This window comes from Acidimicrobiales bacterium (assembly GCA_035630295.1).
In the GTDB taxonomy this organism is placed as follows: Bacteria; Actinomycetota; Acidimicrobiia; order Acidimicrobiales; family Iamiaceae; genus Iamia.
In genome coordinates this window covers 19,990-38,679 of the sequence record DASQKY010000052.1, presented here as the reverse complement: position 1 = coordinate 38,679, position 18,690 = coordinate 19,990, and the positions used below count along the sequence as shown (strand labels likewise).

23 protein-coding genes are annotated in these 18,690 nt (G+C 74.7%); 14 read left to right on the top strand and 9 right to left on the bottom strand.

From position 1 onward, the window contains the following. Positions 1 to 44 precede the first annotated feature (44 nt). The 3 genes from rpmB to VEW93_15110 all read left to right on the top strand — a co-directional run bounded on the left by rpmB (position 45) and on the right by VEW93_15110 (position 2,480). Positions 45 to 260, top strand: a complete 216-nt coding sequence (rpmB, locus tag VEW93_15120; GenBank protein HYI63121.1) for a 50S ribosomal protein L28 — start codon at positions 45 to 47, stop codon at positions 258 to 260. 111 nt (positions 261 to 371) lie between these two features. Then, positions 372 to 635 (top strand): hypothetical protein, encoded by a 264-nt coding sequence (locus VEW93_15115; protein ID HYI63120.1) that lies wholly within the window; start codon positions 372 to 374, stop codon positions 633 to 635. 36 nt (positions 636 to 671) lie between these two features. Further along, entirely contained in the window at positions 672 to 2,480 is a 1,809-nt protein-coding gene (locus VEW93_15110; GenBank protein HYI63119.1) for a phosphoenolpyruvate carboxykinase (GTP), read from the top strand. A gap of 47 nt (positions 2,481 to 2,527) precedes the next feature. On the opposite strand, the gene VEW93_15105 is transcribed toward VEW93_15110, so the two are convergent. Beyond that, a complete protein-coding gene (locus VEW93_15105; protein HYI63118.1) occupies positions 2,528 to 2,803 on the bottom strand; it encodes a hypothetical protein in 276 nt (91 codons plus the stop codon). 138 nt (positions 2,804 to 2,941) lie between these two features. Here VEW93_15105 and VEW93_15100 point away from each other — a divergent pair, with 138 nt between their 5' ends. Beyond that, positions 2,942 to 3,178 carry an Lrp/AsnC ligand binding domain-containing protein gene (locus tag VEW93_15100; protein ID HYI63117.1) on the top strand — a complete coding sequence of 79 codons (237 nt, stop codon included), beginning with the start codon at positions 2,942 to 2,944 and terminating at the stop codon, positions 3,176 to 3,178. A 46-nt stretch (positions 3,179 to 3,224) separates the two neighbouring features. On the opposite strand, the gene VEW93_15095 is transcribed toward VEW93_15100, so the two are convergent. From VEW93_15095 to VEW93_15080, 4 genes are read right to left on the bottom strand one after another with little or no spacing between them, the layout of a single operon-like run. Continuing rightward, positions 3,225 to 3,599: a hypothetical protein gene (locus tag VEW93_15095; GenBank protein ID HYI63116.1), complete on the bottom strand. Its 375-nt coding sequence runs from the start codon at positions 3,597 to 3,599 to the stop codon at positions 3,225 to 3,227. 3 nt (positions 3,600 to 3,602) lie between these two features. Continuing rightward, the gene (locus tag VEW93_15090; GenBank protein HYI63115.1) at positions 3,603 to 3,938 is read right to left on the bottom strand and encodes an antibiotic biosynthesis monooxygenase; all 336 of its coding nucleotides are present in this window, start codon (positions 3,936 to 3,938) and stop codon (positions 3,603 to 3,605) included. Beyond that, positions 3,935 to 5,239: a HAMP domain-containing sensor histidine kinase gene (locus tag VEW93_15085; GenBank protein ID HYI63114.1), complete on the bottom strand. Its 1,305-nt coding sequence runs from the start codon at positions 5,237 to 5,239 to the stop codon at positions 3,935 to 3,937. The genes VEW93_15090 and VEW93_15085 overlap by 4 nt, the downstream gene beginning before the upstream one ends. Then, the gene (locus VEW93_15080) at positions 5,236 to 5,964 is read right to left on the bottom strand and encodes a response regulator transcription factor (GenBank protein ID HYI63113.1); all 729 of its coding nucleotides are present in this window, start codon (positions 5,962 to 5,964) and stop codon (positions 5,236 to 5,238) included. The genes VEW93_15085 and VEW93_15080 overlap by 4 nt, the downstream gene beginning before the upstream one ends. A gap of 134 nt (positions 5,965 to 6,098) precedes the next feature. Here VEW93_15080 and VEW93_15075 point away from each other — a divergent pair, with 134 nt between their 5' ends. The 3 genes from VEW93_15075 to VEW93_15065 are packed head-to-tail and all read left to right on the top strand — an operon-like array spanning position 6,099 to position 9,201. Next, on the top strand, positions 6,099 to 7,253 hold the full coding sequence (locus VEW93_15075; protein ID HYI63112.1) for a MoxR family ATPase: 1,155 nt from the start codon (positions 6,099 to 6,101) through the stop codon (positions 7,251 to 7,253). Positions 7,254 to 7,261: 8 nt separating this feature from the next. Beyond that, entirely contained in the window at positions 7,262 to 8,209 is a 948-nt protein-coding gene (locus VEW93_15070) for a DUF58 domain-containing protein (protein HYI63111.1), read from the top strand. Further along, on the top strand, positions 8,206 to 9,201 hold the full coding sequence (locus VEW93_15065) for a VWA domain-containing protein (protein ID HYI63110.1): 996 nt from the start codon (positions 8,206 to 8,208) through the stop codon (positions 9,199 to 9,201). Before VEW93_15070 ends, VEW93_15065 begins: the two co-directional genes overlap by 4 nt. Here the strand turns inward: VEW93_15065 and VEW93_15060 are convergent. Further along, positions 9,198 to 9,389, bottom strand: coding sequence for a hypothetical protein (locus VEW93_15060; protein HYI63109.1), 192 nt, complete (start codon positions 9,387 to 9,389; stop codon positions 9,198 to 9,200). The genes VEW93_15065 and VEW93_15060 overlap by 4 nt on opposite strands. A gap of 90 nt (positions 9,390 to 9,479) precedes the next feature. On the opposite strand from VEW93_15060, the gene pyk reads away from it, so the two are divergent. From pyk to VEW93_15040, 4 genes are read left to right on the top strand one after another with little or no spacing between them, the layout of a single operon-like run. Further along, positions 9,480 to 10,907 carry a pyruvate kinase gene (gene pyk / locus VEW93_15055; GenBank protein ID HYI63108.1) on the top strand — a complete coding sequence of 476 codons (1,428 nt, stop codon included), beginning with the start codon at positions 9,480 to 9,482 and terminating at the stop codon, positions 10,905 to 10,907. A gap of 10 nt (positions 10,908 to 10,917) precedes the next feature. Then, positions 10,918 to 11,046 (top strand): hypothetical protein, encoded by a 129-nt coding sequence (locus VEW93_15050; GenBank protein ID HYI63107.1) that lies wholly within the window; start codon positions 10,918 to 10,920, stop codon positions 11,044 to 11,046. After that, positions 11,043 to 12,629 (top strand): hypothetical protein, encoded by a 1,587-nt coding sequence (locus VEW93_15045; GenBank protein HYI63106.1) that lies wholly within the window; start codon positions 11,043 to 11,045, stop codon positions 12,627 to 12,629. Before VEW93_15050 ends, VEW93_15045 begins: the two co-directional genes overlap by 4 nt. A gap of 49 nt (positions 12,630 to 12,678) precedes the next feature. Next, positions 12,679 to 13,419 (top strand): hypothetical protein, encoded by a 741-nt coding sequence (locus tag VEW93_15040; GenBank protein ID HYI63105.1) that lies wholly within the window; start codon positions 12,679 to 12,681, stop codon positions 13,417 to 13,419. Positions 13,420 to 13,462: 43 nt separating this feature from the next. Here VEW93_15040 and VEW93_15035 read toward each other — a convergent pair whose 3' ends face one another. From VEW93_15035 to VEW93_15025, 3 genes are read right to left on the bottom strand one after another with little or no spacing between them, the layout of a single operon-like run. Then, positions 13,463 to 14,422, bottom strand: a complete 960-nt coding sequence (locus VEW93_15035) for an LLM class F420-dependent oxidoreductase (GenBank protein HYI63104.1) — start codon at positions 14,420 to 14,422, stop codon at positions 13,463 to 13,465. Between the two features lie 29 nt (positions 14,423 to 14,451). Continuing rightward, on the bottom strand, positions 14,452 to 15,264 hold the full coding sequence (locus tag VEW93_15030; GenBank protein HYI63103.1) for an SDR family oxidoreductase: 813 nt from the start codon (positions 15,262 to 15,264) through the stop codon (positions 14,452 to 14,454). A gap of 33 nt (positions 15,265 to 15,297) precedes the next feature. Next, complete coding sequence (locus VEW93_15025) at positions 15,298 to 16,098, bottom strand: acyl-CoA thioesterase domain-containing protein (GenBank protein HYI63102.1); 801 nt, start codon at positions 16,096 to 16,098, stop codon at positions 15,298 to 15,300. A gap of 78 nt (positions 16,099 to 16,176) precedes the next feature. Between VEW93_15025 and VEW93_15020 the strand changes: the two genes are divergently transcribed. From VEW93_15020 to VEW93_15010, 3 genes are read left to right on the top strand one after another with little or no spacing between them, the layout of a single operon-like run. Beyond that, positions 16,177 to 16,932: an SDR family oxidoreductase gene (locus VEW93_15020; GenBank protein ID HYI63101.1), complete on the top strand. Its 756-nt coding sequence runs from the start codon at positions 16,177 to 16,179 to the stop codon at positions 16,930 to 16,932. 22 nt (positions 16,933 to 16,954) lie between these two features. Beyond that, positions 16,955 to 17,263 (top strand): Dabb family protein, encoded by a 309-nt coding sequence (locus VEW93_15015; protein ID HYI63100.1) that lies wholly within the window; start codon positions 16,955 to 16,957, stop codon positions 17,261 to 17,263. 16 nt (positions 17,264 to 17,279) lie between these two features. Beyond that, positions 17,280 to 18,671: an amidase gene (locus VEW93_15010; protein ID HYI63099.1), complete on the top strand. Its 1,392-nt coding sequence runs from the start codon at positions 17,280 to 17,282 to the stop codon at positions 18,669 to 18,671. The last annotated feature ends 19 nt before the right edge of the window (positions 18,672 to 18,690 follow it).

Sequence of the window (18,690 nt, the reverse complement as noted above, 5' to 3'; positions counted from 1 at the left end):
CGTTGCCCGGTCCCCGGACGTGACGAGCAGAGGTTCAGGTAGCCATGGCATCGACGTGTGAAGTCTGCGGCAAGAAGCCGTCGTTCGGCATGAGCGTCAGCCACTCGCACCGGCGCACCAAGCGGCGCTGGAACCCGAACGTGCAGCGCATCCGGGCCGTGGTCGGTGGCACCACCCGCCGGATCGACGTCTGCACCGGGTGCATCCGGGCCGGCAAGGTCCAGAAGGCGTCCCGGGCCCGCCGGCCGGTCGAGGCCTGAGCGACGTCGCAGCGCGCCGGCGTGCGCTGCCCTCCCATGGAAGCCTCGCCCGACCCCGCCGGTAGGCTGCGACCAGCCGTCCCCGCGTGAAACACGAGAGGTAGCCCCCGCGTGCAAGGCGTGATCAAGTCCTACGACCCCGGCACCGGTGACGGCGTCATCGTCCGCGACACCGACCTGTCGGAGTACGACCTGGCCCCCGGGGCGCTCGACGGCTCCGTCTTCCGCATGCTCCGCCAGGGCCAGCGCGTCGTGTTCGATGCCGACCCGGCGGGAAGGGCGACCCGGCTCCGTCTCGGCTCGGAGCGCGACATGGGCACCCCGGGCTTCCCGCCCGCCGACCAGACCCTGCCCGGCCCGATCGAGCCGGCCTGACCGGCGCCTCCAAACCGACCCTTCCCGGAGACACAGATGACCGCCACCACCGGTAACCAGAAGCTGAAGGACTGGGTCGCGGAGTGGAGGGAGATCCTCCAGCCCGCCGAGGTCCACTGGTGCGACGGATCGGGTGAGGAGTACGACCGGCTGTGCGCCGAGCTGGTGGCCGGGGGCACGTTCCAGACCCTGAGCGAGGCCAAGCGGCCCAACAGCTACCTGGCCCTGTCCGACCCCGGCGACGTGGCCCGGGTCGAGGACCGCACCTTCATCTGCTGCGAGGCCGAGATCGACGCCGGGCCCACCAACAACTGGCGGGCGCCGGAGCGGATGAAGGAGGAGCTGCTGGCCCTCTACCGCGGATCGATGCGGGGCCGCACCCTCTACGTGGTGCCGTTCTCGATGGGCCCGCTGGGCTCGCCCATCGCCCACATCGGGGTGCAGCTCACCGACTCGCCCTACGTGGCGGTGAGCATGCGGATCATGACCCGCATGGGCCAGGGCGCCCTGGACGTGCTGGGCGAGGACGGCGAGTTCGTGCCCTGCGTCCACTCGGTGGGCTACCCGCTGGTCGACACGCAGGGGAACGAGCGGCCGGACGTGCCCTGGCCCTGCGACGCCGAGAACAAGTACATCAGCCACTTCCCCGAGACCCGGGAGATCTGGAGCTACGGCTCGGGCTACGGCGGCAACGCCCTCCTGGGCAAGAAGTGCTTCGCCCTGCGCATCGCCTCGACCATGGCCCGCGACGAGGGCTGGATGGCCGAGCACATGCTCATCGTCGGGATCACCAACCCCGAGGGCGTCAAGCGCTACGTGGCCGCCGCCTTCCCCTCGGCCTGCGGCAAGACCAACATGGCCATGCTCATCCCCACCCTGCCCGGCTGGACGTGCGAGACGGTGGGCGACGACATCGCCTGGATGAAGTTCGGCGACGACGGCCGCCTGTACGCCATCAACCCCGAGGCCGGCTTCTTCGGCGTGGCCCCCGGCACCGGCGAGAAGACCAACCCCAACGCCCTGGCCACCCTGCACGCCAACTGCATCTTCACCAACGTGGGCGCCACCGACGACGGCGACATCTGGTGGGAGGGGCTCACCGAGGAGACCCCGGCCCACCTCACCGACTGGAAGGGCAACGAGTGGACGCCGGCCTCGGACACCCCGGCCGCCCACCCCAACGCCCGCTTCACCGCCCCCGCGGCCCAGTGCCCGTCCATCGCTCCCGAGTGGGAGGACCCGGCCGGCGTGCCCATCTCGGCCATCCTCTTCGGTGGGCGCCGGGCCACCAACGTCCCCCTCGTCACCGAGGCCTTCGACTGGCGCCACGGCACGTTCCTGGGCTCGATCATGAGCTCGGAGAAGACGGCCGCCGCCGCCGGCACCATCGGCGAGGTCCGCTTCGACCCCTTCGCCATGCTCCCGTTCATGGGCTACAACGCCGGTGACTACATGAAGCACTGGCTGGACATCGGCCAGGCCACCGAGGCCGACAAGCTGCCCCGGCTCTACTGGGTCAACTGGTTCCGCAAGGGCGACGACGGCTCGTTCCTGTGGCCCGGCTTCGGCGAGAACAGCCGGGTCCTCAAGTGGGTGTTCGAGCGGCTGGACGGCACGGCCGAGGCCGTCGACACGGCCATCGGCCGGGTGCCCACCCCGGCCGCCCTGGACACCGACGGGCTCGACGTGGACGAGGCCACCGTCACCGAGCTGCTGAAGGTCGACAACGAGGCCTGGCGGGGCGAGATCCCCCTCATCGAGGAGCACTTCGCCTTCATCGGCGAGCGCCTCCCCGAGGACCTCTCCGACGAGCTCCGCGAGCTGGAGAAGCGCCTGGCCGACTGAGGTCGCCGGACCGCCCGGCCCCTGGGCGGATCGGCGGGTCGGGTGGATCAGCGCATCGGGCGGACCTGGTCGGGCCGCAGCAGGCCCCGGTCCTGGAGCTGGACCACCACCTGGCAGACCTCGGCCAGGTAGGCGGTGCGGCTCAGCTCCCCGGCCCCCCGGCGGGCCCGGACGTCGTGGAGCACGGCCGCGGCCAGCGTCGTGGTCAACCGGTCGAAGATCCGGTCGGCCAGGGACGGGACGGCCCCCAGCAGCGGGAGGAGGCTCAGCACCTCGTCCAGCTCGGCGTCCAGCTCGGGCGGCAACCCGGGGGCATCGCTCATGGGGGGACGGTTCGACGCGCCGGGACGCCGTCCTGCCAGCCGGCGGGCCGAGCCGGCCGCCCACTACCATCGCCCCACCCCGCGACCGGTGCTCCGGCCCCGCCGCCCGGGACCGCCACCCCCGAGGAGGACCCTCCGATGGCCGTCAGCGCGTACATCCTCATCCAGACCGAGGTGGGCAAGGCGGCCCAGGTCGCGGAGGAGGTGGGGGGGATCCAGGGCGTGGTCTCGGCCGAGGACGTGACCGGGCCCTACGACGTGATCGCCCGGGCCGAGGCCGACACCGTCGACGAGCTGGGGAAGATGGTGGTGTCCCGGGTCCAGATGATCGCCGGCATCACCCGCACCCTGACCTGCCCGGTGGTCCACCTCTGACCGTTCGGCCGGTGGCCGGCCGGCCGGTGGGCCTCGGCCCGTCGGCTCAGCGGTGCAGGACCATGGCCCGGATGCCCATGCCCATCAGGAACAGGCCGCCCAGCCCGTAGAGCAGGTGGGTCCGGTCCCGGAGCTGGTTCCGGTACGAGTAGATGATCGCCACCGCGAACAGCGAGGCGAAGCCGTACAGGGTGTGGAACGAGGTGGGCTCGATGTCCTCGGCGTTCTGGTAGGCCACGCCCAGGGCCACCTGGACGAACAGGGCCACCTCCACCGCGATGGTGAACCACCACAGGGGCCGGACCCGGAGCGCCGGGCGCCAGTGGGCGCCCAGGGCCCACAGCCCGGCCGCGCCGTTGCCCACGACCACCACCCAGGCCAGGCCCACGTGGGCCGAGCCGAGGGCGGACCCCAGGACCAAGCGCTAACCCCCCGCCGGCCCGGACCCGCCGGCCGGGGCGAAGGCCCACACCTCGCTGGCCACCGAGACGGGCTGCGGGGCGTCGCCGCCCGAGCGCTCCTGGGCCGAGCGGTGGCCGTGCCCGAAGGCCGGGGAGGCCATCCACGCCTCGAACGACTCCTGGTCGCGCCAGCGGGTCACCACCAGCCACTGGTCGCGCCCGTCGGTGGGCTGGAGCAGCTCGAAGCCCTCGAAGCCCTCCTGGCCGTCGACGGCCCCGGCCCGGGCCGCGAAGCGCTGGGCCAGCTCGTCGCCGCTGTCGGGCGGCACGGTGATGGCGTTGATGATGACGATGCTCACGAGGCCTCCTCGGGGGGCGAGGACCCGACGGTAGACGCGCCGGACCCGGCGGCCGGCAGCCAGACGGTGAAGGTGGAGCCGCCCCGGCCGTTGGCGGCCATCCGGACCTGGCCGCCGTGGTCCTCGGCGATGTGGCGGACGATGGCCAGGCCCAGGCCGCTGCGCCCCTCGGCCCGCGACGGCCGCCCACCGGCCCGCCAGAAGCGCTCGAAGATCAGGTCCCGCTCCACCTCCGGGACGCCGGGCCCGGCGTCGTCGACGGCGATCCAGGCCCAGGCGCCCTGGGCGCCGCTGGCCACCCGCACCGCGGTGCCCTCGGGGGCCAGGCGCACGGCGTTGGCCACCAGGTTGGCCACCACCTGGCGCAGGGCCACCCGGTCGCCGTCGACGTCGCTCGGCGCCGCCACCTGGGCCTCCAGGCGCAGGTGGCGGGCCGCGGCGCTGGCCTCGAACTCGGCCACGGTGTCGTCGACCACGCCGGCCAGGGCCACCCGGGTCCGCTCGCGGGCCGGGGCACCCTCCCGGGCGTAGGTCAGCAGGTCGTTGACCAGGACGGTCATGCGAGCCACCGAGCGGTCGACCACCTCGGCCGTGGCCCGCAGGTCCTCGGGGGTGGCGTCGGGGTCGGCCAGGGCCACGTCCAGGTTGGTGCGGATGACGGCCAGCGGGTTGCGCAGCTCGTGCGAGGCCTCCTGGATGAAGCGGCGCTGCTGCCGGAAGGCCTCGTCGAGGCGGCCCAGCATGTCGTCGAAGGTGTCGGCCAGGTCCTTCAGCTCGTCCGCCGGGCCCCGCAGGTTGATGCGGCGGGACAGGTCGGTGGCCTGGATGTCGCGGGCCACGGCGGTGATGCGGTCGATGGGGGCCAGGACCCGCCCGGCCACCAGCCAGCCCACCCCCAGGCTGGCCACGAACAACAGGCCCAGGGCCGAGAAGGTGTAGGTCCGCAGCAGCTGGAGGGCCCGGCGGTTCACGCTCTCCTCGATGGTCCGGGTGTCGACCGGGACGGTGCCCTCCTGCACGATGGCCCCGCCGTTGGGCAGCGGCTGCACGTACACCACCGGCACGTCCCGGGAGATGGGGCTGTCGTCGAGCCGGGCCGCCAGGGCCAGGTAGATGCCCGCCACCAGGGTGGCGGCCAGGCCGAAGAGCACGAGGGAGTACAGGGCGGTGAGGCGGAAGCGGATGGAGCCCATCCAGTCGGGCAGCCGGACGGCCATCCGCTCGATGCGGGGCGTGGTCAGGCGGCCCGAGGTCGTCGGGGGGCCCGCGCCGTCGGTGCCGGCCACCGCCCCCCGGGTCACGGCGACGACGCCCCGGGCCCGGCGTCGCCCTCGTGCTCGACCAGGCGGTAGCCCCGGCCCACCACCGTCTCGATCAGGGCCGGCTCGTCACCCACGTGCAGCTTGCGGCGCAGGGTCCCGACGGTGACCCGCACGGTGTTGGTGAACGGGTCGGCGTGCTCGTCCCACACGTGCTCCAGCAGCCGCTCCTGGGACAGGACGTGGCCGGGGTGGGCCATGAAGTAGCGCAGGAGGGCGAACTCCTTGGCCGTGAGGTCCAGGCGGCGGTCACCGCGCCACGCCTCGAAGCGGGCCGCGTCCAGGCGCAGCGGCCCCACCCGGAGCTCGGAGCCGGTGCGCCCGGCATCGCGCCGGAGCAGGGAGCGGACCCGGGCCGAGACCTCGGCGAACGAGAACGGCTTGACCAGGTAGTCGTCGGCCCCCTCGTCCAGGCCGGCCACCCGGTCGTCGACCGAGTCCCGGGCCGTCAGCATCAGCACCCGGGGCGCCGGGACGTCGGGGTCGGGCACCAGGGTCGTGTCGGTGCGCAGGCGGCGGCACAGGGTGAGCCCGTCGGTGTCGGGCAGGTTCAGGTCCAGGCAGACCAGGTCGTAGGCGGTGAGCTGGAGCCGGGACACGGCCTCGGACCCGTCGTTGGCCACGTCCACCGCGTAGCCCTCGCGGCGCAGGCCCCGGGCCAGGGCCTCGGCCAGGTCGACCTCGTCCTCCACCACCAGGAGCCGCATGGACCGCAGGGTACGGCGTCGGGGGGGTGACCTCCCCTCGGGTGCCGGCCGGGCCGGGGTGGCCGCCCTCTAGCCTGGCTCCACCCCGCCCCGCCACGCCCACCGCCGGCGACGGGCACCGACCCGGAGGACCGATGTCCGACACCCCCGCCGACCCGTCCAGCTCGCCCGTCCCGCCGTCGCCGGCCGAGGCGGCCCGGCTCCTCGACCGGGTGCAGTCGGAGGTCCGCCGGGTGATCGTGGGCCAGGACCGGGCCCTGGAGCGCCTGGTGGTGTGCCTGCTGGCCCAGGGCCACGTCCTGCTGGAGGGGGTGCCGGGCCTGGCCAAGACCCTGGCCGCCGAGACCCTGTCCCGCACCGTGGGCGGCAGCTTCGCCCGCATCCAGTTCACCCCCGACCTCCTGCCCGCGGACGTGATGGGCACCCGCATCTTCCGGGCCAGCAAGGAGGAGTTCGACATCGAGCTGGGCCCGGTGTTCGTCAACTTCCTGCTGGCGGACGAGATCAACCGGGCCCCGGCCAAGGTCCAGTCCGCCCTGCTGGAGGTCATGGCCGAGCGCCAGGTGTCCATCGGCGGCCAGACCTTCCCGGTGCCGGAGCCGTTCCTGGTCCTGGCCACCCAGAACCCCATCGAGTCCGAGGGCGTCTACCCGCTGCCGGAGGCCCAGCGCGACCGGTTCCTGATGAAGGTCGTGGTCGACTACCCGACCGCCGGCGAGGAGGTCGACATCGTCTACCGCATGGGGGTGCGGCCCCCCGAGGCCGAGGAGGTCCTCTCGGTCCAGGACCTTCTGGGCCTGCAACGGGCCGTCGACTCGGTGCGGATCGACCGACCGGTGGTGGACTACGCGGTGACGGTGGTGCTGGCCACCCGCTACCCGGCCAACTACGCCCTGTCCGACATCGAGCCCCTCGTCACCTACGGCGGCTCGCCCCGGGCCAGCCTGGGCCTGGTCCGGGCCGGGCGGGCCCTGGCCCTCCTGCGGGGCCGCGACCACGTCGTCCCCCAGGACGTGTTCGACATCGCGCCCGACGTCCTCCGCCACCGACTGGTGCTGTCCTACGAGGCCCTGGCCGAGGGCGTCACGCCGGACCAGGTGCTGGCCCGGGTCCTCTCCACCGTGCCCGCCCCCCGCCAGGGGACGGCCCCGCTCCAGGCGGCACCGTCCGGCCCGCCGCCCGACCCGCGCCTCGGGGCCTACGGGGCCGCCACCGGCACCTACGGCCCCGGCCCGTCCGGCCCCGGCTCGACGCCGTGGGGCCCGTCCGACCCGACCCGCCCGAGCTGACGGCGCCGGTGACCGCTCCCACGTCCGCCCACGCCCCGCCCCGGGTCCGGGGCAGCGATCCGGCCGAGGTGCTGCGCCGCCTCGACCTGGTGGTGCGCCGCCGCCTCGACGGCCTGCTCCACGGCGAGTACACCGGCCTGGTGCCGGGGCACGGCTCCGAGCAGGGGGAGACCCGGGTCTACGCCCCCGGCGACGACGTGCGCCGCATCGACTGGAACGTCACCGCCCGGATGCTCGAGCCCCACGTCCGGGAGACCATCGCCGATCGCGAGCTGGAGTGCTGGATCCTGGCCGACGACTCCCCCAGCCTCGACTTCGGCACCGCGTGGTGCGAGAAGCGCGACCTGGCCGTCTCGGCCGCGGCAGCCGTCGGGTTCCTCACCCACCGCACCGGCAACCGCCTCGGCGCGGTGCTGGCCGGGCCGGACGGGGCCCGGATCGTGCCCGCCCGGGGGGGCAAGGACCACCTCCTGGCCGTGCTCCACCGCCTGGTCACCGCGGCCCGCCACCCGTCGGGCTCCACCGACCTGGACCAGGCCCTGCGCACCCTGGCCGGCGTGGCCCGGCGCCGGGGCCTGGCCGTGGTGGTGTCGGACTTCCTGGCCCCGCCCGAGGTGTGGGAGCGGCGCCTGGCCCAGGTCGCGGTGCGCCACGAGACCCTGTGCATCGAGGTGGTCGACCCCCGCGAGGTCGAGCTGCCGTCGGTGGGCGTGCTCTCGCTGGTCGATCCCCGCACCGGCGAGGCCCTGGAGATCCAGACCGCCAACCCCAAGGTCCGGGAGCGCTACGCGGCGGCCGCCGCCGCCCAGCGGGCCGCCATCGCCGATGCCATCCGGCGGGCCGGGGCCGACCACCTCCAGCTCCGCACCGACCGGGACTGGCTGCTCGACATCGTCGGCTTCGTGGCCCAGCGCCGCGACCGCGTCCGGGGCGTGGCCCCCCGCACCTCCGCATGACCCCTGCCCCCGAGACCCCCATGCTCGCCATCACCTACCTCGCCCCGAGCCGCCTGTGGTTCCTGCTCGGCGTGGCCGCCCTGGCCGCCGTCTACCTGGTCCTCCAGTCGCGGCGGCGCACCTACGCGGTGCGCTTCACCAACCTCGACCTGCTGCAGAGCGTCGCTCCCCGGTCGCCGGGGTGGCGCCGCCACCTGCCGGCCGTGGTCCTGCTGCTGGCCCTCTCGGCCCTGGTGGTGGCCCTGGCCCGCCCGGCCCGGGAGGAGAAGGTGCCGCGCGAGCGGGCCACCGTCATCCTGGCCATCGACACGTCGCTGTCGATGATGGCCGAGGACGTCCCCCCCGACCGGCTGACCGCGGCCCAGAGCGCGGCCCGCACCTTCCTCGAGATCCTGCCCCCCAAGATCAACGTGGGCCTGGTCAGCTTCAACGGGGTGGCCACCATCGAGGTGCCGCCCACCACCGACCGGGCCCGGGTGGTGGACGCCATCGACCGGCTGGAACTGGAGGAGCGGACCGCCATCGGGGAAGGGATCTTCGCCTCCCTCCAGGCCGTCGAGCAGGCCCCCCGGGCCGCCGGGGACGACCCCGACGAGCCGGTGCCGGCCCGCATCGTCCTCATGTCCGACGGCAAGACCACCTACGGCCGGCCCGACACCGCGGGGGCCAACGCCGCCCGTGAGGCCGACGTGCCGGTGAACACCATCGCCTTCGGCACCGACCAGGGCTACATCGTCCTGCCCGGGGAGGTGGAGCGCATCCCCGTCGACGTCGACCGCGAGGCCTTGGAGGCCATCGCCGACGCCACCGACGGGAAGGCCTACACGGCCGCCACCGAGGGCGAGCTGCGCGAGGTCTACCGCAACATCGGCTCGTCGGTGGGCTTCAGCATCGAGTTCCGGGAGATCGGCCTGTGGTTCGTGGGCGTGGGCCTGGCCCTGCTGTTCGCCAGCTCCGCCCTCTCCCTCCTCTGGTTCAGCCGCCTGCCCTAGCGGCCGGGCACCGACGCCGCAGGCCGGTTCAGCCGGCCGGCCCCCACGACAGCGCGCCAGACCAGCGCGGTGACCAGGATGCCGGCGAGGGCGCCCAGCCGCGGAGCGGGCCACGTCGCCGGCCGTGACCGGTGCCCGCCGGGCCGGAAGCTGCGCAGCCAGGCCAGGGCCGAGGGGGTGAGGGTCACGGGCGGAGATGACACGGAGGTGAGCCCCTTCTGGCGATCTGGGAACACGGCGCCACCGGGGTGGCCGGGGCCGTCATACTTGACCGGGTGATGCGCCGCACGAAGATCATCGCCACCATGGGGCCGGCCTCGGAGTCCGAGGCGGTGCTGAAGGACATGGTGGAAGCGGGGGCCGACGTCATCCGCATCAACCTCTCCCACGGCTCCCTGGACGAGGCCATCGAGCGCTACCGGCGCCTGCGCCGGATCGAGGAGTCGATCGGGCGGCCCCTCGGCATCCTGGTCGACCTGCCCGGCCCCAAGGTGCGGGCCGGCAGCTTCCCCGAGGGCGGGGCCCTCCTCCGCGACGGCGAGGACCTCCGCCTCGTCCCCGGCGAGGAGAGCAGCACCGCGGCGCTGGTCCACGTCGACCACGAGGGCCTCCTGCGGGACATCCATGCCGGTGACCGCCTCACCTTCGGCGACGGCGGGGTGGTGATCGAGGTGACCGACGCCGAGGGCGACGCCCTCCGGGCCCGGGTGCTGCACGGCGGGCTCCTCCAGGGCCGGCCCGGGGTCCACATCCCCTCCGAGCGGCTCCGCATGGCCACGCCCACCGACCACGACCTGCACCTCCTCGACGCCTTCGTCACCGAGGGGGCCGACATGGTGGCCGTCTCGTTCGTGCGCTCGGCCCACGACATCCGCCGGGTCGGCACCGAGCCCCACCCGGCGGGGCCGATGGTCATCGCCAAGATCGAGACCCGCGCCGCGGTCGAGAACCTCGACGGCATCATCGAGGCCGCCGGGGCGGTCATGGTGGCCCGGGGCGACCTGGGGGCCGAGATGCCCCTGGAGGAGCTGCCCCACCTCCAGAAGCGCATCCTCCACCGCTGCATCGCCCTGGGCCGGCCGGCCATCACCGCCACCCAGATGCTGGAGTCGATGGTGTCGGCCCCGTCCCCCACCCGGGCCGAGACCTCCGACATCGCCAACGCCGTCTTCGACGGGTCCTCGGCGGTGATGCTCTCGGGCGAGACGGCCATCGGCCACGATCCGGCCCTGGCCGTGGCCACCATGGCCCGCATCGCCCGCCGGGCCGACGAGGAGTTCGACTACGACGGGTGGGCGGCCAAGGTCAACCGCCTCAACCGCGACCTGAGTGGCTCGGTCGACGACGTGGTCACCAACTCCATGACCAACGCGGCGTGGCGGGCGGCCTCGGAGAGCGAGGCGACGTCCATCATCTGCATCACCCGCACCGGGTTCACCGTGCGCTCCATCGCCCGCTACCGGCCCCGCATGCCCATCCTGGGCTTCTCCACCGACCCCCGCACCCTGCGCCAGCTCACCCTGTCCTGGGGGGCCACGCCCATCGAGCAGCCCGGCCCCTACGACCCCGCCCGCCAGGTGGGCACAGCCATCGAGATGGCCAAGGGCCGGGGCCTGCTCCGCACCGGCGACCTGGTGGCCGTCCTGTCCGGGTCGCCGGACTACAAGGGCGTCGCCACCGACTCCCTGCGCCTCGTCCACATCTGACCCGTCGCCCGTGCTCCTCGCCGATCGCACCGTCCTCGTCACCGGCGTCCCCACCCCCTCGTCCATCGCCTTCGCCTGCGCCCGCCGGGCCCAGGAGCAGGGCGCCCGGGTGGTGCTGACCTCCTTCGTCGGCGGATGATCGCCAGCGACCGGACGACAGCGGGGGCCCGGCCCCGGGAGCGGGCGGCCGCGGTGTCCACCTGGGCCGGCCAGCACCGGGGGGAGATCGCCCTCGCCCTGGTCGTGGTGGCCCTGGGGCTGGGCCTCCGGGCCTGGGTGGGGGCGGGGCCGACCGGCACCCTGAACCTGGACGAGGCCACCGTCGCCCTCCAGGCCGAGCAGATCCGCTCCGGGCAGCTCTCGGTCTTCTTCCCCAACCAGGGCTACGGCGGGACGTTGGAGCCGATGCTGGTGGCCCTCTCCTTCCTGGTGCTGGGGGCCACCCCCCTGGCCGTGCAGGTGGTGCCGGTGGCCTGCGGCCTGGCCACCGCCGTGGTGTGCGTGCGGGTCGCGGCCCGCCTGGGGCTGGGGCCGGTGGGGCAGGCCGCCACCGGCATCCTGGCCTGGTGCTGGCCCGCCTACGCGGTGGCCTTCTCCATCGAGGAGCGGGGCTTCTACGGCGTGGCCCCCCTGATCGGCATGGTCCAGGTGCTCCTGGTGCTGCGCCTGTCCGGCGACGGGCGCGACCGGTCCGTCGAGCGCCGCGACCTCCTGGCCCTCGGCCTGGCCCTGGGCCTGGGCTGGTGGCAGACCCCCCTCTCGGTCCTGGTGGCGGTGCCGGCCGGGGCCTGGCTGGTGGCCCGCCGGCCCCGGGTGGTGCTCCGGAGCGGTTGGGCGGCCGGGGCGGCGGTGGTCGGGGCCGCCCCGTGGCTGGCCTGGAACCTGGCCCACGACTGGGCGTCCTTCGATCGCGCACCGGGCCTCGGGCTGACGTGGTGGGACCGGGTGGTCGACTTCTGGGAGCGCCTCTCCACGGCCACCGGCCTGGCCACCCCCTTCGACCCCGACCGGGCCCTGGTGGGCTGGTCGTGGGCCGGCGCCGTCCTGGTGGTGGCGGTCCTGGCCGTGGCCACGGCGCGCACGCTCGACCGGGCCCCGGGCCTGCTGGCCGTGCTGGTGGTGGGGCACAGCCTCCTGTACGGGATGAACAGCCTGGTCGACGCGGTGGGCCCCGACATCCGCTACCAGTCGCTGGTGCTGCCCGTCCTGGCCGTGGCCGGCGGGGCGGTCGTGCCCGAGGTGACCGGCCGGGGGGCCCGGACCGCGCTGCTGGGGGGGCTGGCCGCCGGAGCCGTGGCCCTCGCCGTCTGGGGGATCACCGGGTTGGGGGCCTACGCCGAGAGCGACGACGTCTCCCTCCTGTTGGGCTCGCAGGACCTGGAGCGGGTCGCCGCCCTGCTCGACGAGCGGGAGGTGGGCACCGCCGTCACCGACGTGGCCGGCGCCCAGATCACCTTCCTGACCGACGGGCGGGTCCGGGCCTCGTCCTTCGCCGTGCCCCGCTTCCCCGACCTGGAGCGGGCGGCGCGGCGCGACCGCACCTCCACCTACGTGCTCGACGACCGCCAGCTCGGCAACCACGACCGGCTGCGGGCCCACCTGGAGGCCCGGGGGGTGGGGTACGAGGAGGTGGTGATCGGGCTGTGGCACGTGGTCTTCGTCGACGGCCGGGTCCTGCCCGAGGAGGTCCCCATCGCCACCTTCGGCGACCTCGGCGGGTGACGGCCCGGCAGGGCCAGGGCACCATCGCGACGCGACCTAGGGTCCATCGATGGACCCCGTCGCCGCTGCCGCCGCCACCGCCCCGGTGGTCGGCAACCTGTCCACCCACTTCATGATGGACCTCGCCACCTACCAGCGGGGAGCGGAGCTGGGCTTCACCGGGGCCGACTTCTACACCGTGGGCCGGGGCGGGGCGCTCGGCGACGTCCACGCCGACGTGGTGGCGTCGGCCTTCGTGTTCTTCGCCCCGGCCGCGGTGGCCGAGACCTGGGACCGGGGCCGGGCCGTGATGGCCCCCACCGAGGCCGCCGACCACTTCCTGGCCGTGGGCCACGACTGGGCCGAGGGCCACCTGGGCGACGACGCCGACCTGCCCCGCCTGGCCGACCTGGTGGGTCGGCTCACCGCGGCCGCCAACCCCGCCAGCGCCCCTCTGTTCGCGGCGTGGCGGGCCCGGCCCGAGCCGGGGGCCGACCGGCCCCGGGCCCTGGCCTTCCACCGCCTCAACGTGCTGCGCGAGCTGCGCGGCGCCCTCCACGGGGCGGCCGTGCTGGCCCACGGACTCGGCCCCCACGAGGCGGTCACCCTGCGCAGCCCCCACATGCTGGGCATCTTCGGCTGGGACGGGCCCCACCCCGACGCCGGCAAGCGGGGGGAGCGGCCCGAGTGGGCGGCGGCCGAGGCGGCCACCGACCGGGCCCTGGGCCGGGCCTACGCAGCCCTCGGCGAGGCCGAGCGGGTCGAGCTGTGCGACCTGGCGGCCACCCTCTACGCCCCGCTCCAGGGCTGACCTCCTCGGCCCGCCACCGGCGGCGGGCAGGGGCCGGCGGGCCTCAGCGGGGCGCCAGGTCGCGGGCCGCCTGGACCGGGTCGAGGCCGAAGGGCAGCACGGCCAGGGCCGGGCAGGTGACGCCGTTGGCCACGTAGCGGCCGATGTGCTCCCGGCACGCCTCCGGGGAGCCGTGGACGATCAGCGCGTCGACCACCTCGTCGGGGATGGCCTCCAGGGCGGCCTTGCGGTCGCCGCCCTTCCAGGCGTCCCACATGGGGGCCAGCACCTCACCCCGGCCCAGCCACTGGTGGAAGGCGGCGTAGACCGGGACGTTCAGGTAGGCGGCGATGGCGTAGCGGCCCATGGCCCGCACCGTCTCGGTGTCGGTGGTGGGGGCGACGAAGATGCGGGCCACCACCTCCTTGCCCTCGCCCCCGGCGTGGACGTGCGGGGTGACGGTGGGGACGTCCTCGGCCGCCAGCCAGTTGATGATGGCCCCGTCGCCCTCCCGGCCGGCCAGGCGGAGCATCCCCTCCCGCAGGGCGGCCACCAGGATGCGGGGCTGGTGCTCGGGCACGACGCCCAGCTTGAAGCCGTCGACGGCGAAGGTGTCGTAGCGCTCCTTGACCTTGCCGCCGGCCAGGGCGGTGCGCAGGAAGCGCACGGTGTCGCGCACCTTCTTGTAGGGCTCGTCGAAGGCCAGGTCGTTCCACCGCTCGACGATCACGTCCGACGAGGTGCCGATGCCGAAGGCCACCCGCCCGGGCGCGGCGTCGGCCAGGGAGGCCACGCACTGGGCCAGGGTGGCCGGCCCCCGGGTGTAGGCGGGGACGATGGCGCTGCCCAGGCGCAGCGTCGGGGCCCACACCGAGGCCAGGGCCAGGGGGGTGAAGGCGTCGGCCCCGTTGGCCTCCGACGACCACACGTCGGTGTAGCCCAGGTCGGCCAGCTCGGCCACGGCGTCCCGCTGGGCGTGCAGGGGGATGCCGTCGAAGGGGATCGTCATGCCGTAGCGCTGCATGCCGGCGACCGTACCGGCCCCCGGCGCGGTCAGCGCAGGGCCGGGTGCTGACGGGCCAGGAGCGGCACCAGCACCTTCTTGGGGGCCAGGCGCCCGGCGTAGGCGCCGACGGCGTTGGCGGCGCCGGGGATGACCACGGCCCGGCCCCGGTCCAGGCCGGCCACCGCGGCCTTGGCCACGTCCTCGGCCGTCTCCCACATGAAGCGGGGCAGGGCGGCGTCGGACTCCTCGCGGGAGAGGCCGGCCGTCTCCCCGAACTCGGTCCGGACCGGGCCCGGGCACAGCGAGGTGGCCGACACGCCGGTGCCCTTCAGCTCGGCGTGGAGGGCGTCGGTGTAGGAGAGCACGAAGGCCTTGGAGGCGGCGTAGCCGGCCTGGCCGGGCAGGGGCTGGAAGGCCCCGGTGGAGGCCACGTTGAGCACCGCGCCCCGACCCCGGTCCACCATCGGGCCCACGAAGCGGACGCACAGGTCGACCACGGCCTCCACGTTCACCCGCAGCATGCGCAGCTCGGCCTCGGCCTGCGCCGCTCGCACCGGGCCCATGGTGGAGAACCCGGCGTTGTTGACCAGCACGTCCACGGTGAGGTCCCGCTCGGCCACCGCGTCGGGCAGGGTGGCCCGGCTGCCGGCGTCGGCCAGGTCGACGGCCACCACCTCGGCCCGGACGCCGTGGGCCTCGGCCAGCTCGTCGGCCAGGGCCTTCAGGCGCTCCTCCCGCCGGGCCACCAGGGTGACGCCGTGGCCCCGCCGGGCCAGCTCCCGGGCGATCTCGACCCCGATGCCGGACGAGGCGCCGGTGACGAGGGCGGTGGAGGCGGCGGACGGTGCGGGCAGGGCCATCGCCGCAGCGTAGAGCGCCCGCCGCCGGCCCTGTCAGTCCCAGGCGCGAGCGATGATCGACTGGCTGGCGGTGGCCAGCAACGTGCCGTCCTGGGCCCACAGGTGGACCAACCCGTGCCCGAAGCCCCGCTCCACGGCGTGGACCCGGATGTCGAGCAGCACCCACTCGGTGGGGACCAGGCGCACCACCCGGAGCGTGTTGTCCAGGCTGTTGCCCCCGACCGGGCGGCCCAGGGCCTGGCTGGTGCCGAAGGGGACGTAGTCACCCAGGACGGCGAGCTTGGCCGCGGTGGTCTCGGGCAGGTCCGCCATGCGGGCCCACAGCGCCGAGCGGCCGTCGTCGCGGGGGGTGCCGTCGAACTCCTCGAACTGGCGGCCGCGGGCCAGGCGCAGCTCGATCCGGCGCATGATCGTGTCGCGGTCGGCGTCGAAGCGCGACGGCCGGAACGGGCAGTCCTCCGGCCCCGGCACGTCGGGCATGGCCTGGAACTGGCCCCGGTGCTCCAGGTCCCGGTGGCCCAGGGCGGCGTTGACGGTGAGGATCTCGGTGTCGCCCACCTGCGCCACGGCCCGGGCCTGGCTGACCGTCTTCCCGCTGACCGGGACGGTGACGTCGATGTCCATGACCGAGGGCGGGTTGGCGTAGGCCAGGTACTGGGCCGTGGCCCAGATCACCGGCCGGCCCGTGGTCCGCTCCAGGGCCTCGATGGCCGCCCCCAGCCCGCAGCCCCCGAACAGGAAGCCGTGGCCGGTGCAGAGGTGGGGCGCCACCGGCAGGCGCCAGCGGTGGGGGTCGTCGGTGGCCTCGAGCCCGAGGAACGGCAGCGGCTCCATGACCGGCGACGCTATTGCCGGGCCGGGGCGTGCTCCCAGCGCAACCCGCCCGACCCGGTGCGGGGGTACCGTCGGGCCATGGACCTCGGGCTCTCGGGCAGGACGGCAGCAGTGGCGGCGGCATCGGCGGGCCTCGGCCTGGCCGCGGCCCGGGCCCTGGCCGACGCCGGGGTGGCGGTGGCCGTGTGCGGGCGGGACCGGGCTCGCATCGAGGCGGCGGCCGGCGCCCTGGGCGACGAGGCGGTGCCGATCGTGGCCGACGTGAGCACGCCGGACGGAGCCGCCGCCTTCGTCGAGCAGGCGATCGCCGCCCTCGGCCATGTCGACGTCCTGGTGCCCAACGCCGGGGGCCCGCCGGCCGGGACCTTCGCCACCACGCCGCTGGAGGCCTACATCCCGGCCCTGGAGCTCAACCTGCTCTCGACGGTGGCCATGTGCCAGACCGCGGTGCCGGCCATGGCCGAGCGGGGCTGGGGCCGGGTGGTGGCCATCACCTCGGCGTCGGTCCGCCAGCCCATCCCCACCCTCATCCTGTCCAACACCGCCCGGGCCGGCGCGACCGGCTTCCTCAAGACCCTGGCCCTGGAGGTGGCGCCCCGGGGGGTGACGGTGAACTCGGTCCAGCCGGGCATCCACGCCACCGCCCGCTTCCGCCAGCTCCACGGCAACGACCCCGACGACGTGGCCGCGGTGGCCGACAACATCCCGGCCCGCACGGTGGGCCGACCCGAGGACTTCGGCGAGGTGGTGGCCTTCCTGTGCTCGGACTCGGCTCGGTTCATCACCGGGGCCGCCCTGCCCGTCGACGGGGGGGCCAGCCGGGGGCTGCAGTGACGGCCGGGTACGGTCGGCGGCCGTGCTGACCCACGTGGTGATGATTCGGTTCGTCGACGACGCCACCGACGGGCAGGTGGCGGCCCTCGTCGAGGGGTTGCGGGCCCTGCCCGACCAGATCCCCGAGATCCGGTCCTACACGGTGGGTCGGGACATGGGCCTGGTCGACGGGAACTGCGACCTGGCCGTCGTCGGCCAGTTCGCCTCGGCCGCGGACCTCCGGACCTACCTCGACCACCCGGCCCACGTCGCCCTGGTGGCCGACCTGTTGGAGCCCGTCTCGGCCAGCCGGACCCGGATCCAGTTCCCGTCCCCCGACCGCGAGCCCTGACGTAGTCTCCGTCGCCATGGTCGACACGCCGTGGTTGGGGGATGCCTGTTCGCTGGTCGAGGCCTTCCGGTCGGGGGAGCGCTCGCCGGTCGAGGAGCTGGAGGCCGCGCTGGCCGCCGTCGAGGCCTCGGACCTGAACGCCTTCTCGTTCGTGGACGCCGACGGGGCCCGGGCCGCCGCCACCGGGGCCGACACCTCGCTCCCCTTCGGGGGGGTGCCGGTGGGCATCAAGGAGCTGGACAACGTGGAGGGTTGGCCCTCCACCGAGGCCTCACTGGTGTTCGCCGACCGGCGGGCCACCTACACCGGCACGATGCTCTCCCGGTTGCGGGACCGGGGCGGGGCCACGTTCGTGGGCCAGACCACGGCCAGCGAGTTCGGCGGGCTCAACGTCTCGGTGACCAAGGAGAACGGCGTCACCCACAACCCCTGGCAGCACGGGCGCACGGCCGGGGGCTCGTCGGGCGGGTCGTCGGCCGCGGTGGCCGGGGGGCTGGTGAGCATCGCCAGCGGCGGCGACGGCGGGGGCTCGATCCGCATACCGGCCGGTTTCAACGGCCTGCTGGGCATGAAGGGCACCGCCGGGCGCATCCCCCGCGGTCCCCGCACCCTGATCCACCCCATGACCGTGGTGACCGGCTGCCAGGCCCGCTCGGTGCGCGACGTGGCCCGTTGGTACGACGTGTGCTCCGGCTACGACTCCCGGGACCCGTACTCGCTGCCCCGCATCGACGGTTGGGAGCGGGACCTCGGCACCCACGACCTGCGGGGCCTGCGGGTGGCCATCTCCCCCACCCTCGGCTCGGCGGTGGTGGCCGACGGCGTGCAGCAGCGGGTGGTGGCGGCCGGTGAGGCCCTGGCCCGGGACGCCGGCCTGGAGATCGTCGACGTCGAGGTGAAGATGCCGGCCCTGGACCTGGCCTGGGCCCTGGGCAACCTGGTGGGGCTGAAGATGGAGCTGGGCGAGCTGTGGCCGGGCTGCAAGGACGAGCTGACCACGGAGATCGCCTTCGGGCTGGAGATGGCCGAGGCCCTGGTCGACCTGGACAGCTCGGCCCGCAGCGAGGCGGCCCGCACCATGGCCAACGAGGCCATGGCCGACGTCTTCGACCGGGTGGACCTGGTGATCTGCGCCACCAACCCGGACGTCGCCTTCCCAGCCGAGGTGACCGCCAACACCCGGGTCGACGGCCGCAAGGTGGAGCTGGGCAACAACGGGGCGCTGACCATCCCGGCCAACGTCAGCGGCAACCCGGCCGTCTCGATCCCCGTCGAGACCATGGACGACCTGCCGGTGGGCATGCAGATCATGGGCCGGCACCACGCCGATGCCCTCCTCCTCGACCTGGCCGCCATCGTGGAGCGCGAGCGCCCCTGGCCCCTGGTCGCCCCCCTGGCCCCGACCTGACCGACACCCGGCCGCGGAC

Excerpts from the sequence above, each read along its gene's own strand:
- rpmB (HYI63121.1), top strand. The coding sequence starts at position 45 with ATGGCATCGACGTGTGAAGTCTGCGGCAAGAAGCCGTCGTTCGGCATG.
- VEW93_15110 (HYI63119.1), top strand. The coding sequence starts at position 672 with ATGACCGCCACCACCGGTAACCAGAAGCTGAAGGACTGGGTCGCGGAG.
- VEW93_15105 (HYI63118.1), bottom strand. The coding sequence starts at position 2,803 with ATGAGCGATGCCCCCGGGTTGCCGCCCGAGCTGGACGCCGAGCTGGAC.
- VEW93_15100 (HYI63117.1), top strand. The coding sequence starts at position 2,942 with ATGGCCGTCAGCGCGTACATCCTCATCCAGACCGAGGTGGGCAAGGCG.
- VEW93_15080 (HYI63113.1), bottom strand. The coding sequence starts at position 5,964 with ATGCGGCTCCTGGTGGTGGAGGACGAGGTCGACCTGGCCGAGGCCCTG.
- VEW93_15075 (HYI63112.1), top strand. The coding sequence starts at position 6,099 with ATGTCCGACACCCCCGCCGACCCGTCCAGCTCGCCCGTCCCGCCGTCG.
- VEW93_15065 (HYI63110.1), top strand. The coding sequence starts at position 8,206 with ATGACCCCTGCCCCCGAGACCCCCATGCTCGCCATCACCTACCTCGCC.
- pyk (HYI63108.1), top strand. The coding sequence starts at position 9,480 with ATGCGCCGCACGAAGATCATCGCCACCATGGGGCCGGCCTCGGAGTCC.
- VEW93_15045 (HYI63106.1), top strand. The coding sequence starts at position 11,043 with ATGATCGCCAGCGACCGGACGACAGCGGGGGCCCGGCCCCGGGAGCGG.
- VEW93_15040 (HYI63105.1), top strand. The coding sequence starts at position 12,679 with ATGGACCCCGTCGCCGCTGCCGCCGCCACCGCCCCGGTGGTCGGCAAC.
- VEW93_15035 (HYI63104.1), bottom strand. The coding sequence starts at position 14,422 with ATGCAGCGCTACGGCATGACGATCCCCTTCGACGGCATCCCCCTGCAC.
- VEW93_15030 (HYI63103.1), bottom strand. The coding sequence starts at position 15,264 with ATGGCCCTGCCCGCACCGTCCGCCGCCTCCACCGCCCTCGTCACCGGC.
- VEW93_15025 (HYI63102.1), bottom strand. The coding sequence starts at position 16,098 with ATGGAGCCGCTGCCGTTCCTCGGGCTCGAGGCCACCGACGACCCCCAC.
- VEW93_15020 (HYI63101.1), top strand. The coding sequence starts at position 16,177 with ATGGACCTCGGGCTCTCGGGCAGGACGGCAGCAGTGGCGGCGGCATCG.
- VEW93_15010 (HYI63099.1), top strand. The coding sequence starts at position 17,280 with ATGGTCGACACGCCGTGGTTGGGGGATGCCTGTTCGCTGGTCGAGGCC.